Annotated in this window: 12 protein-coding genes; 4 read left to right on the forward strand and 8 right to left on the reverse strand. The window is 73.4% G+C overall.

What is annotated here, in order from left to right:
• The first annotated feature begins 75 nt into the window (after positions 1–75).
• Positions 76–831 carry an SIS domain-containing protein gene (locus M6G08_RS34900; RefSeq protein WP_272591123.1) on the forward strand — a complete coding sequence of 252 codons (756 nt, stop codon included), beginning with the start codon at positions 76–78 and terminating at the stop codon, positions 829–831.
• Positions 832–856: 25 nt separating this feature from the next.
• Here M6G08_RS34900 and M6G08_RS34905 read toward each other — a convergent pair whose 3' ends face one another.
• The 3 genes from M6G08_RS34905 to M6G08_RS34915 all read right to left on the reverse strand — a co-directional run bounded on the left by M6G08_RS34905 (position 857) and on the right by M6G08_RS34915 (position 4,720).
• Entirely contained in the window at positions 857–2,284 is a 1,428-nt protein-coding gene (locus tag M6G08_RS34905) for a PAS domain-containing protein (RefSeq protein ID WP_272591124.1), read from the reverse strand.
• 120 nt (positions 2,285–2,404) lie between these two features.
• Positions 2,405–3,271, reverse strand: coding sequence for a GNAT family N-acetyltransferase (locus tag M6G08_RS34910; RefSeq protein WP_272591125.1), 867 nt, complete (start codon positions 3,269–3,271; stop codon positions 2,405–2,407).
• Between the two features lie 348 nt (positions 3,272–3,619).
• Entirely contained in the window at positions 3,620–4,720 is a 1,101-nt protein-coding gene (locus M6G08_RS34915; RefSeq protein ID WP_272591126.1) for a citrate synthase 2, read from the reverse strand.
• Between the two features lie 287 nt (positions 4,721–5,007).
• Between M6G08_RS34915 and pdxH the strand changes: the two genes are divergently transcribed.
• The 3 genes from pdxH to M6G08_RS34930 are packed head-to-tail and all read left to right on the forward strand — an operon-like array spanning position 5,008 to position 6,365.
• Positions 5,008–5,685 (forward strand): pyridoxamine 5'-phosphate oxidase, encoded by a 678-nt coding sequence (pdxH, locus tag M6G08_RS34920; RefSeq protein WP_383144791.1) that lies wholly within the window; start codon positions 5,008–5,010, stop codon positions 5,683–5,685.
• A 42-nt stretch (positions 5,686–5,727) separates the two neighbouring features.
• Positions 5,728–5,964 (forward strand): FitA-like ribbon-helix-helix domain-containing protein, encoded by a 237-nt coding sequence (locus M6G08_RS34925; protein WP_272591128.1) that lies wholly within the window; start codon positions 5,728–5,730, stop codon positions 5,962–5,964.
• A complete protein-coding gene (locus tag M6G08_RS34930; RefSeq protein ID WP_272591129.1) occupies positions 5,961–6,365 on the forward strand; it encodes a type II toxin-antitoxin system VapC family toxin in 405 nt (134 codons plus the stop codon). The genes M6G08_RS34925 and M6G08_RS34930 overlap by 4 nt, the downstream gene beginning before the upstream one ends.
• Positions 6,366–6,377: 12 nt before the next feature.
• Here M6G08_RS34930 and M6G08_RS34935 read toward each other — a convergent pair whose 3' ends face one another.
• The 5 genes from M6G08_RS34935 to M6G08_RS34955 form a co-directional block, all read right to left on the reverse strand.
• On the reverse strand, positions 6,378–7,004 hold the full coding sequence (locus M6G08_RS34935; RefSeq protein WP_272591130.1) for a TetR/AcrR family transcriptional regulator: 627 nt from the start codon (positions 7,002–7,004) through the stop codon (positions 6,378–6,380).
• The gene (locus tag M6G08_RS34940) at positions 6,992–7,726 is read right to left on the reverse strand and encodes an enoyl-CoA hydratase family protein (RefSeq protein ID WP_272591131.1); all 735 of its coding nucleotides are present in this window, start codon (positions 7,724–7,726) and stop codon (positions 6,992–6,994) included. Before M6G08_RS34940 ends, M6G08_RS34935 begins: the two co-directional genes overlap by 13 nt.
• Positions 7,723–9,291 carry a 4-coumarate--CoA ligase family protein gene (locus tag M6G08_RS34945; RefSeq protein WP_272591132.1) on the reverse strand — a complete coding sequence of 523 codons (1,569 nt, stop codon included), beginning with the start codon at positions 9,289–9,291 and terminating at the stop codon, positions 7,723–7,725. The genes M6G08_RS34940 and M6G08_RS34945 overlap by 4 nt, the downstream gene beginning before the upstream one ends.
• A 31-nt stretch (positions 9,292–9,322) precedes the next feature.
• A complete protein-coding gene (locus M6G08_RS34950; RefSeq protein WP_272591133.1) occupies positions 9,323–10,468 on the reverse strand; it encodes an acyl-CoA dehydrogenase family protein in 1,146 nt (381 codons plus the stop codon).
• A gap of 81 nt (positions 10,469–10,549) precedes the next feature.
• Positions 10,550–12,403, reverse strand: a complete 1,854-nt coding sequence (locus M6G08_RS34955) for an acetyl/propionyl/methylcrotonyl-CoA carboxylase subunit alpha (protein ID WP_272591134.1) — start codon at positions 12,401–12,403, stop codon at positions 10,550–10,552.
• Between the last annotated feature and the right edge of the window lie 2 nt (positions 12,404–12,405).

Consider the following 12,405-nt stretch of genomic DNA (forward strand, 5'->3'; position numbering starts at 1 on the left):
GTCGACGCCGTATTGACACCGCACTGGTCCAGACCGCACGGTGATCGCGACGCAGCCACACCGAAGGGGTCCCGCATGAGCGACCGCAAGCCGGCCGGGCGGTTCATCGACGCCGCGATCGACCTCCTGCGACGGGTCCGCGACGAGGAGGCCGACTCCGTCGAGGCGGCCGGCACGCTGCTCGCCGACACCGTGGCCGACGGCGGCCGGCTCTTCGCCTTCGGCGCCGGCCACTCCTCCCTCGCCGCCCAGGACGTCGTCTACCGCGCCGGCGGCCTCGCCCTGATGAACCTGCTCTCCGTGCCCGGCGTCGTCGGCGTCGACGTCATGCCGGCCACGCTCGGCTCCGCGCTGGAGCGGGTGGACGGCCTCGCGAGCGCCGTACTGGACTCCTCGCCGATCCGCGCGGGCGACGCCCTGGTGATCATCTCCCTGTCCGGGCGCAACGCGCTGCCCGTGGAGATGGCCATCAACGCCCGCGCCCTCGGCGTCCGCGTCATCGGCGTGACCTCGGTGGCGTACGCCTCCGAGACCAGGTCGCGGCACGCCTCCGGCACCTTCCTCAAGGACCACTGCGACATCGTGCTGGACTCGAAGATCGCCGTCGGCGACGCGGAGCTCACGCTCGACACCGTCCCCGCGCCCTTCGCGCCCGCCTCCACGGTCGTCACCAGCGCCCTGATGCAGGCCATGACGGCCACGGCGGCCGCCGCCCTCGCCGACCGCGGCATCGAACCGCCCCTGCTGCGCTCGGGCAACGTCGACGGCGGCCACGAGTGGAACGGGCGGGTACTGGACCAGTACGGGGACCGGATCTTCTACCGCCGCTGAGCGGGCACCCGGCCAGGACCGACCGCTACCGCTCGTCCACCGCCCCGGCGAGATCCAGCGCCGCCGCGATGCGCACCGCCACGTCCTCGGCGTACACCGCGTCCGAGCGCTCGAACGCGCTGCGCCCCGAGCCGCGCAGGAACGTCACGACGCCCAGCGTCCGGCCCCGGCTGCGCAGGACCGCGCACAGGCCGTGCACCGTGTCCGCCGGCCACTGCCGGGCCGTCGCCCACTGGCGCACCCGCTCCGCCGGCACCGCGCGGACACCGGCACTGGCCCGCACCGAGCCCGCCCGCTCCACGCACTGCACCGCCGGGTGCCCCTCGGCGTAGCGCACCGGCATGCCGGACGTCCCGGTCGGCACGCTCGGCCCCGGTGCTCCGGACGGCGTCGCCGCCACCCGCACCAGCCGCACCGGTCCCGGCGCTTGTGGCTCCGCCGCCTCGGACTCGCCCGCCCGGGGCCCGCCCCCGCCCGCCACCCGGTCGATCAGGGCGTGGTCGGCGAACCCGGCGAGCGCGAAGTCCAGGTGGACGACCGCCGCCTCCGCGGGATCCTCGCACTCTGCCGCCGCCCGCGCCGCACGGTGCAGCTGGTTGGTGCGGAAGCGCAGCAGCGCCGCCTCCTGCTCGGCCTGCTTGCCCTCCGTGATGTCCTGGAACAGCCAGCCCACGCCCAGCGGCACCGGTTCCTCCGCCAGCGGCGACGCCAGCCGCACGAACCCGCTGCGCCAGCACCGGCGCCGCTCGCCCTCCGGCGTGCGCACGCTCACCCAGACCTCGGCGGGGCCGGGCGGCGCGCCCTCCGCCAGCACGTGCGTCAGCGCGCTCTCCAGCTCCTCCACGCCCTGCGCGAGCAGATCGCCCAGCGGCCGCCCCAGTACGGACGTACGCCCGGCGCCCAGGGCCCGCGCCGCGTGCTCGTTCACCACCGCCGGCCGCAGATCCACGTCCACCAGTACGACGCCCCAGCTCGCGTCCTCCAGCAGGGCCTCGCTCAGCGCGATGGAGCGCTCCAGGTCGATCTGCGTGTGCACCTCGCTGAACGCGCAGTACACCCCGGCGGGCCGGCCGTCGGGACCGCGCACGGCCGCGGACTGGGTGCGCACCAGCACCCGCCCGCCGTCCTTGGTCAGCAACGCGAACTCGTGCACCTGCCGGCCCGGGGCGCGCATCGCGGACAGCAGCCGCTCCTCGACCTCCCCGGCGTCCGCCCGCCGCACGGCCCACCCGGCGAATCCCTGCCGCCCCACGGCCTCGGCCGCGCTCCAGCCGAGGATCCGCTCCGCCTCGCGGTTCCAGTGGGTGACCACCCCGTCCGCGTCGAAGGCGCACAGGGCCGCGTCCATGCCGTCGAGCAGCGCGGCCAACAGGTCCGCGCCGTCCCGCTCGGGCTGTTCCGGCTCGTCCGGCCCCAGCTCGTCGGTGGTCCCACTACGCCGGGAAGCACTCACCTGGACCCCCTGCAGGCTGCGTCACTGGCCTTCATTCAACTCGAACGTGATGCAGCACACACCGAGTTCCCACAAGATTGCGGAAATCGTTGTACTGCGGAAACTCGGCATACGCCCCCGTCATGACGGGTGCGCGGCGAGCCTCAGGTCGACCCACTCGTCGCTCTCGCCATCCAACACGTACCGCTCCCGTTCCACGAACCCACGCCCCTCGGCGAACCGCAACCCGTCACCGTTGGCCGCCAGCACCACGGTCTCCACCGCCCCGGCGCCGAGCGCGGCCGCCTCCGCCATGCCCGCCTCGTGGAGCGCCGTGCCGATCCCGCGCCCCCGGAACGCGGGCAGCACCCGGGCGATCACGGTCGCCACCCGCTCCTCCCCCTCGGGCGGCCGCACCGTGGAACACCCGACGAGCACGTCCCCGAGGTAGGCGTTGGCCAGCCGGTACCGCCCGGCCCGCTCCCGCGCCTGTTCCGGGGTCATCGCGGCGGGCGGCACCACCTCGTCGTGGACGTGCCGCCACTCCTCCACCATGGCGTCCCCGGCCACGGCCTCGACGCGCAGCCCGGCGCCCGGACCGACCGGCCCGCGCCGCGCGTCCGCCTCGATCTCGATCCGCATCCGCTCGTCCGCGAGCCCGCACACCATCATGGTCGCGGCCGGCCGCACCTCGCCGAACGCCCGCCGCAGCACCGGCCAGCACGGCTCGAAGTCCTCCCGCGCGGGCAGCAGGTACCGCACCCGCACGACGTCCGCGAACGTGCACCCCGCCTCGGCCAGTGCCGCCCCGACGTTGCGCAGGCACTGCCCGGCCTGCTCCACCACGTCCTCGGAGATGGTCATCGACGCGTAGTCGAACCCGGTCGTCCCCGACACGTGCACCCGGTCCCCGTCGACGACGGCCCGGGCGTACCCGATCCGCTCCTCGAACGTCGACCCACTGACTATCGCCCGCCTGACCGGCGGTTCCCCCTGGTGCTTCGTCATGGGCGAAACGGTAGGTGGCCAGCGCGGACGCGTCCATGGGTGATCGTCGGCGGAGGGTGGCGGGCGGGTTCGGAAAAAAGGCGTTGATGGGCGGGCGGTCAGTTCCTAATGTGGGGAGCACACAGAAGGGAGGTGGTTCGGCAGATGTATGACTACCGGACGCGTGAGGTGACTGCGGGCTAGCGGCTCGCCACCACACCCAGTGCGGTGCCGGACCAGTGCGTGAAAGACGCGCGCAGCCGGCCCAATCCCAAGCAGTCACCCGACCCGCGAGTCGCCGGTACGTCCGGCCGGCTCCTCTCCGGAGGAACCAGACTCGCGGGTCGTCTGCGTGTACGGCGCGGTCCGTCAGCCCGCGATGTCGGCGTAGCCCTCGATCGAGCGCGGGTCGCGGGGGCCCGGGCCGACGTAGCGGGCCGAGGGGCGGACCAGGCGGCCGGTGCGCTTCTGTTCCAGGATGTGCGCGGACCAGCCGGCCGTGCGGGCGCAGGTGAACATCGAGGTGAACATGTGGGCCGGGACCTCGGCGAAGTCCAGCATGATGGCGGCCCAGAACTCGACGTTGGTGGCGAGGACCCGGTCGGGGCGGCGGGCGTGGAGTTCGGCCAGGGCGGCCTTCTCCAGGGCCTCGGCGACCTCGTAGCGCGGGGCGCCCAGTTCGCGGGCGGTGCGGCGCAGGACGCGGGCGCGGGGGTCCTCGGCGCGGTAGACGCGGTGGCCGAAGCCCATGAGGCGTTCGCCCGCGTCGAGGGTCTTCCTGACGTAGGCCTCGGCGTCCCCGGTGCGTTCGATCTCCTCGATCATGTGCAGGACGCGGGAGGGGGCGCCGCCGTGCAGCGGGCCGGACATGGCGCCGACGGCTCCGGAGAGGGCGGCGGCCACGTCGGCGCCGGTGGAGGCGATGACGCGGGCGGTGAAGGTGGAGGCGTTCATGCCGTGCTCGGCGGCGGAGGTCCAGTAGGCGTCGACGGCGGCGACGTGCCTGGGGTCGGGTTCGCCGCGCCAGCGGATCATGAAGCGTTCGACGACGGACTGGGCCTTGTCGATCTCGCGCTGCGGGACCATGGGCAGGCCCTGGCCGCGGGCGGACTGGGCGACGTAGGACAGGGCCATGACGGCGGCGCGGGCGAGGTCGGCGCGGGCCTGCTCGGCGTCGATGTCGAGGAGCGGTTTGAGGCCCCAGACGGGGGCGAGCATGGCGAGCGCCGACTGCACGTCGACGCGGATGTCGCCGGAGTGCACGGGGATGGGGAAGGGTTCGGCCGGGGGCAGGCCGGGGTTGAAGGCGCCGTCGACGAGCAGGCCCCAGACGTTCCCGAAGGAGACGTGCCCGACCAGGTCCTCGATGTCGACGCCGCGGTAGCGGAGGGCGCCGCCCTCCTTGTCGGGTTCGGCGATCTCCGTCTCGAACGCGACGACTCCTTCGAGCCCGGGTGCGAAGTCGGACATCAGGCGGCTCCTCGTGATCGTATGTGTGGCGACCGGCCCGTCTCGGAACACCGGAACACCCGGTTCCTGTGGATCCGCGGTCGGTCGACGACTCGCGGTCCCGGTCTCCGGTCACCCCTGTGATGCCCCGTTCGGCCTCGGGTCATCCAACCGGGACGGGATCAGCACGATATCTCCGAGTGCCACCTTTGGGGAGGGGTGGCGGCACTGAGTGCCACTTTCTGCCCGGAGGGCGGGGCGGAGGACGTGACGAAGGACGCAGTGGAGGGCGCGGTGGATGCGGCAGGATGGCCGCTGTGACCGACCGCGATGCCGTCCCCTTCGATCTCGCCTCGATGCGCAAGCAGTACCGGGCCGAGGGGCTTGCCGAGTCCGAGCTGGCCGCCACGCCCCTGGAGCAGTTCGCGCGCTGGTTCAAGCAGGCCGCGACGGAGGGCGGGCTGTTCGAGCCGAACGCGATGGTCGTCTCCACGGCGGACGCCGAGGGCCGGCCCAGCTCCCGCACGGTGCTGCTGAAGCACTTCGACGAGCGGGGCTTCGTCTTCTACACCAACTACGAGTCGCGCAAGGGCCGTGAGCTGGGCGGGAATCCGTACGTGTCGCTGCTGTTCCCGTGGCATCCGATGGCCCGGCAGGTCATCGTGACGGGGACGGCGCGGCGGACCGGGCGGGACGAGACCGCCGGGTACTTCCGGACCCGGCCGCACGGCTCCCAGCTGGGTGCCTGGGCCAGCGCCCAGTCGTCGGTGGTGGCCGGCCGGGACGCCCTGGACGCCGCGTACGCCGGGCTGGCGGCGCGCTATCCGGAGGGCGAGCAGGTGCCGGTGCCGCCGCACTGGGGCGGGTTCCGGGTGGTGCCGGACGCGGTGGAGTTCTGGCAGGGGCGGGAGAACCGGCTGCACGACCGGCTGCGGTACGTGGCGGGGGCGGGCGGGGGGTGGCGGGTGGAGCGGCTGAGTCCGTGAGATCCGCAAGCACTTCGCTCGCTCTGGGACTAGAATGCTTGCATGGCTACGATCCACGTGCGGGACGTCCCGGAGGACTCACTGCGCACGCTGAAGGCGAGAGCGGCGCGCACGGGGCAGTCCCTGCAGAACTACGTCCTGCAGCTGCTGGTGAGTGAGGCGGCGCTGCTGTCGCCCGCCGAAGCGGCGGCCGAAGCGCGTGCGATCGCCTCGCGCGGCAACGTGTCGGCGGACGACGTCACCGACGTCCTGCGTGATCTGCGCGAGGCCCGCGGGTGAGCGTGCTCGTCCTGGACACCTCCGCTCTCGTGGAGTTCCTCGTGGGCGGCGACGAACTCGCCGAGCGGGTCCGGGCCCGCACCCTGGACCACCGGCTGGCCGCACCGCACGCCGTCGACCTGGAGTGCGCGTCCGTCCTGCGCGGCCTCGTACGCGGCAACAAGCTGCCCGAGGGCGAGGCGGAGCGTGCGCTGCAGCTTCTGGGGCGGATGCCGCTGAGGCGCTACGACCATGTGCCGCTGCTGCCCCGCGTCTGGGAGCTGCGGCACAACATGTGGCCCTACGACGCCTCCTACGTCGCTCTCGCCGAGACCCTCGACGCCGCGCTCGTCACCGTGGACGCCAAGTTCGCCGGTGCGCCGCACTTGCGCTGCCGCGTCGACAACCTGCGGCTCGGCTGACGGCCGGGCACGTCAGTCCAGTACCACGCTCAGCAGCCGCGCCCACTGCTCCACGACCCGTTCCCGGCGGGCCGTGTCGTCGGTGAGGAGGTTGGCGAGGCCGAGACCGCGGGCCATGTCGAGGAGGCCCTGGACGGTTTCGCGGGCACCGGGGCGGCTCTCGTCGGCGCCGAGGAGGTCGACGGCGATGCGGTGGGTCTCGCGGCCGACGCGGGCCTCCAGCTCGGTCACCCGGCCCCGCAGCTGCTCCTCGTTGGAGGCGGCCACCCACAGGTGGAGGGCGGCGCGGAAGAGGGGGCCGGTGTAGAGGTCGACGAGCGCGGCGACGACGGCGTGCCGGTCGCCGGGGCCGGCGCCCTCGGGGAAGAGGGCGCGCAGCGCGACGGAGCGCTGCTCGGCGACGTACTCGACGGCGGCGGTGAAGAGGTCCTCGCGGGTCGGGAAGTGGTGCTGGGCGGCGCCCCGGGAGACGCCGGCGCGTTCGGCGACGACGGAGACCGTGGAGCCGGCCCAGCCGTGCTCGGCGAGGCAGGCCACGGCGGCTTCCAGGAGCCGCTGCCGGGTGGCCCGGCTGCGGTCCTGCTTGGGGACGCGTTCCGCGCGGTCGGCCGCGTGCACGGCGCCGCTCACACCACCCATTGTGGATCCCGTCGTTCGAGGAAGGCCGTCATCCCCTCGCGTGCCTGCGGGGAGGCGAACAGCCGGGCCGAGAGCGCGGTCAGCTGGGCCGCGTCCCGGTCGAAGGCCTCCAGCACCCTAGCCGTGAGCAGCCGTTTCGTCTCGGCCAGGCCCTGAGGTGAGGCACGGCGCACACCGTCGAGGACGGGTTCGAGTACGGCGTCCACGTCGTCGCCCGCCGCCGTGACCAGGCCGGTCCTGGTGGCTTCGGCGGCGTCGAGGCGTTCGCCGGTGAGGTAGTGGCGGGCGAGGGCGCGGGGGTCGGTGCGGGGCAGGAGGGTGAGGGAGATGACGGCGGGGGCGACGCCGATGCGGACCTCGGTGAAGGCGAACGTCGAGGCGGTGGAGGCGGCCGCGACGTCGCAGGCGCCGAGCAGGCCGAGGCCGCCCGCGCGGACGTGGCCGTCGACGCGGGCGACGACGGGCTTGGGCAGTTCGACGATCCGCCTCAACAGCGCGACCAGGGCGTCCGGGTCGGGCGGGTCGCGCAGGTCGGCGCCGGCGCTGAAGGTGTTGCCGGTGTGGGTGAGGAGGACGGCGCGCACGCCGGTGTCCTCGCCGGCGTCGGTGAGGGCGTCGGTGAGTTCGGTGACGAGGGCGGCGGACAGGGCGTTGCGGTTGTGCGGGGAGTCGAGGGTGAGGGTCTCGACGCCCCGTTCCCGGGCGCGGGCGACGAGGCTCATGAGCGGCCTCGCAGTTCCCGGCGGAGGATCTTGCCGCTGGCCGCCCGGGGCACGCCGTCGACGAAGGTGACCTGGCGGACGCGTTTGTAGGGGGCGACGCGTTCGGCGACGTACATCATGATCTCCCCCGCGGAGAGGTCGGGGGCGGTGGGGCGGCGTACGACGTGGGCGTGCGGGACCTCGTTGCCGTCGTCGTTGCAGGTGCCGATGACGGCGGCGTCGGCGATGCCGGGGTGGGTGAGCAGGAGGGCTTCGAGTTCGGCGGGGGCGACCTGGAAGCCCTTGTACTTGATCAGTTCCTTGACCCGGTCGACGACGAACAGCCAGCCGTCACCGTCCACGTGCCCTACGTCCCCGGTGTGCAGCCACCCCGCCTCGTCGATCATGGCGGCGGTGGCGTCGGGTCGGCCGAGGTAGCCCTTCATGACCTGGGGTCCGCGGATGAGGATCTCGCCGGACTCACCGACGGGGAGGTCCTTGCCGGGGTCGTCGAGGGAGACGACGCGCATCTCGGTTCCCGCGATGAGCTTGCCGACGGTGCCGGGCGGGGCGTCGTGCATGGCGTCGAGGGGGACGACGTGGGTGCCCGGGGACAGTTCGGTCATGCCGTAGGCCTGGCCGACGGGCGGCAGGCCGAGCCGCCGCGAGCAGGCGGCGGCGAGGTTCGCGTCCAGGGGGGCGGCGGCGCTGATGACGTACTTCAGCGAGGAGAGGTCGTAGTCGGCGACCAGGGGGTGCTTGGCGAGGGCGAGGACGATCGGCGGGGCGACGTACAGGCCGGTGATGCGGTGGTTCTGGATGGCCGCGAGGAACTGCTCCAGGTCGAAGCGGGGCAGGACGACGACGGTGGCGCCGAGCCGCAGCGGGGCGTTCACGAGGGCCGTCAGCCCGTAGATGTGGAAGAACGGCAGTACGGCGAGGACGCGTTCGCCCGGGGCGGCCGGGATCGCCGGTTCGAGCTGGGCGAGGTTGGTGGCGATCTGCCGGTGGGTGAGCATCACGCCCTTGGGGGTGCCGGTGGTGCCGGAGGAGTACGGCAGTACGGCGACGTCCTCGGCGGGGTCGATGCCGACGGAGGGTTCGGGGGCGGTGGAGGCCAGCATGTCGACGAGCGAGCGGTGGCCGGGCGCGCTGTCGCACACCAGGATCTCCTGGACACCGCCCGCGAGCTCGGCGGCCCGGCGGGCGGTGTCCAGCAGCGGTGAGACGGTGACGATCCAGCGGGCCGCGCAGTCCTTGAGCTGCTTGGCGAACTCCTCCGCCGTGGCGAGCGGGTGCACGGTGGTGACCGAGGCACCCGCGCGGGTGGCGGCGTAGAAGGCGAGCGGGAAGGCGACCGTGTTGGGGCTGTGCAGGGCGAGTACGTCGCCCTTGCGCACGCCGGCCTCGGCGAGGGCGGCGGCGACCCGCCGGTGGAACCGGTCCACCTGCTCGTAGGTGAGGGTGGTGCCGTCGGTGCCGTCGATCAGCGCCGGAGTGTCGCCGTACTCGGCGGCGCGGCCGAGCACGGCCTCGTGGATGGGCAGGTCGACGGGCTGGACGTCTGCGTACTCGCTGCGGAACACGGTTCCTCCTCCAACGGGTCGGGAACGCGGTCTAGTACGACTTGGGCAGGCCGAGGGTCTGGTGGGAGACGTAGTTGAGGATCATCTCCCTGCTCACCGGGGCGATGCGGGCCACGCGCGAGGCCGTGATCAGCTGGGCGAGCCCGAACTCGCGGGTGAGGCCGTTGCCGCCGAGGGTGTGCACGGCCTGGTCGACGGCCTTCACGCAGGCCTCCCCGGCGGCGTACTTGGCCATGTTGGCGGCCTCGCCGGCGCCCATGTCGTCACCGGCGTCGTAGAGGTGAGCCGCCTTCTGCATCATCAGGCGGGCCAGTTCGAGGTCGATGTGGGCCTGGGCGAGGGGGTGGGCGATGGCCTGGTGGGCGCCGATGGGGGTCTTCCAGACCGTGCGCTCACGGGCGTACTCCAGGGCCCGGGAGAGGGCGTAACGGCCCATGCCGATGCCGAAGGCGGCCGTCATGATGCGCTCGGGGTTGAGCCCGGCGAAGAGCTGGAGGAGGCCCGCGTCCTCGTCGCCGACGAGCGCGTCGGCGGGCAGTCGCACGTCGTCGAGGACCAGCTCGAACTGCTTCTCGGCGGCGTTGAGTTCCATGTCGATGGGGCGGCGCTCGAAGCCGGGGGTGTCGCGGGGGACGATGAACAGGCAGGGCTTGAGCTTGCCGGTGCGGGCGTCCTCGGTGCGGCCGACGATCAGGGTGGCGTCGGCGATGTCGACGCCGGAGACGAAGACCTTGCGGCCGGTCAGGAGCCAGTCGCCGGTGGCGGTGTCGCGGCGGGCGGTGGTGGTGATGCGGTGGCTGTTGGAGCCGGCGTCGGGTTCGGTGATGCCGAAGGCCATGAGGCGGGTGCCGTCCGCGAGGGGCGGGAGCCACTCGCGTTTTTGCTCGTCGGTGCCGAAGCGGGCTATGACGGTGCCGCAGATCGCCGGGGAGACGATCATCATGAGCAGGGGGTTGCCGGCGGCGCCCATCTCTTCGAGGACCAGGGAGAGTTCGGTGATGCCGCCGCCGCCTCCGCCGTAGGCCTCGGGGAGGCTGACGCCGATGTAGCCGAGCTTGGCGGCTTCCTGCCAGAACTGCCGGTTGTCGGCGCCGAGGGTGCGAGGGTGGTTGGCGGCGAAGGCGGATACCGCTTCGCGGAGGGACTTGTGGTCTTCGGATTCGATGAGGGCAGTCACTGTGCTCCTTCGGGTGCGGGTTTCGTCGTGGCTGGTCGCGCCCACGCGGCGGAGCCGCATATTCAATGCGGCCCCGCGCCCCTAGGTGGCTTGCACTACCGCCAGTAGGGAGCCGACCGTCACTTGCTGGCCCGGTACGGCGTTCAGTGCGGCGAGTGTGCCCGTGGCCGGGGCGGTGATCCTGTGTTCCATCTTCATCGCCTCCAGCCACAGGAGGGGCTGGCCGGCCTCCACGCTCGCCCCCTCCGTCAGGCCCTCCGCGATGCGGACGACCGTGCCGGGCATGGGGGCGAGGAGGGAGCCCGGGGCGTGCTGGGCGGTGGGGTCGGGGAAGCGGGGCAGGGCGGCGAGGCGGGTGGCGTTCACGTGGACCTGGTCGCCGTAGCGGGCGATCTCGTAGCGGCGCCGTACGCCGTCGGTCTCGAGGACGACGAGGCGGGCGTCGGCGTGGACGACGCGTACGCCGTCGGCGGTGAGGCCGGTGCGGGTGTGGTGGTAGCGGACCTCGTGCTCCTCGCCCGCCATGGTGTACCGCTTGACCTGGGGCTGGGACGGGAGGTTGCGCCAGCCGCCGCCGAACCGGGAGCGGCCGTGGGCGTCGGCGAGGGCGGCGGCCAGCGGGGCGAGGGGGTCAGGCGCCGGGGAGGTCAGGTCGGCCAGGTGGCGGTCGTAGAAGCCGGTGTCCATGCGGGCGGACGTGAACTCCTCGTGCCGCAGTGAGCGGACGAGCAGGTCACGGTTGGTGACCGGGCCGTGGACCGCCGCCCGTTCCAGGGCGCCGGCGAGTTTGCGGACGGCCTCCGCGCGGGTGGGCGCGTGGGCGACGGCCTTGGCGAGCATCGGGTCGTAGTGGACGCCGATGACGTCGCCGTCGGTGCAGCCGGTGTCGAGGCGGACGCCGTCGGGGACGGCGAGGCGGTGCAGACGGCCGGTCTGCGGGGCCCAGCCGTTCGCGGGGTCCTCGGCGTAGAGGCGGGCCTCCACGGCGTGCCCCCGCGCGCGCGGGGGGTCGGTTTCGAGGGCGTGGCCCTCGGCGATCCTCAGCTGGAGGGCGACGAGGTCGACGCCGAAGACCGCTTCGGTGACCGGGTGTTCGACCTGGAGGCGGGTGTTCATCTCCAGGAAGTGCGCCCTGCCGTCGGCGTCGACCAGGAACTCGACGGTCCCGGCGCCGACGTAGTCCACCGCGCGGGTGGCGCGGACCGCCTGCTCGTACAGCTCCTGGGTGAGTGCCGTGCTCAGGCCCGGTGCGGGAGCCTCCTCGATCACCTTCTGGTGGCGGCGCTGGAGGGAGCAGTCGCGGGTGCCGAGCGCCCACACCGTGCCGTGGGTGTCGGCGAGGACCTGCACCTCGACGTGGCGGCCGCCCTCGACGTACGGCTCGACGAAGACCCCCCCGTCGCCGAAGGCGCTCGCGGCCTCCGCGCGGGCGGCGGTCAGTTCGGCGTCGAGGTCGGCGAGGCGCCGTACGACGCGCATGCCGCGCCCGCCGCCACCGGCCGCCGCCTTCACCAGCACGGGCAGGTCGGCCTCGGTGACCGTGTCCCGGTCCAGGGGCGCGATGCCCAGCAGTTCCTTGGCGCGGGTCTTGGACGCCATGGCCTCGATCGCCTCCGGCGGCGGCCCGATCCACACCAGCCCGGCGTCCCGTACGGCGCGCGCGAAATCGGCGTTCTCGGAGAGGAAGCCGTAGCCGGGGTGGACGGCGTCGGCGCCGGCGGCGGTCGCGGCCTTCACGATCAGGTCGCCGCGCAGGTACGTGTCGGCGGGCGCCGCTCCCGGCAGCCGTACGGCCGCGTCGGCCACGCGCGCGTGGAGGGCGTTCTCGTCGGCGTCCGAGTGGACGGCGACGGTCCGGATGCCCGACTCGCGGCAGGTGCGGAAGACGCGGCAGGCGATCTCGCCCCGGTTGGCGACGAGGACGGAAGTGATCACTG

The sequence above is a fragment of the Streptomyces sp. M92 genome, from assembly GCF_028473745.1.
Taxonomy (GTDB): Bacteria; Actinomycetota; Actinomycetes; order Streptomycetales; family Streptomycetaceae; genus Streptomyces.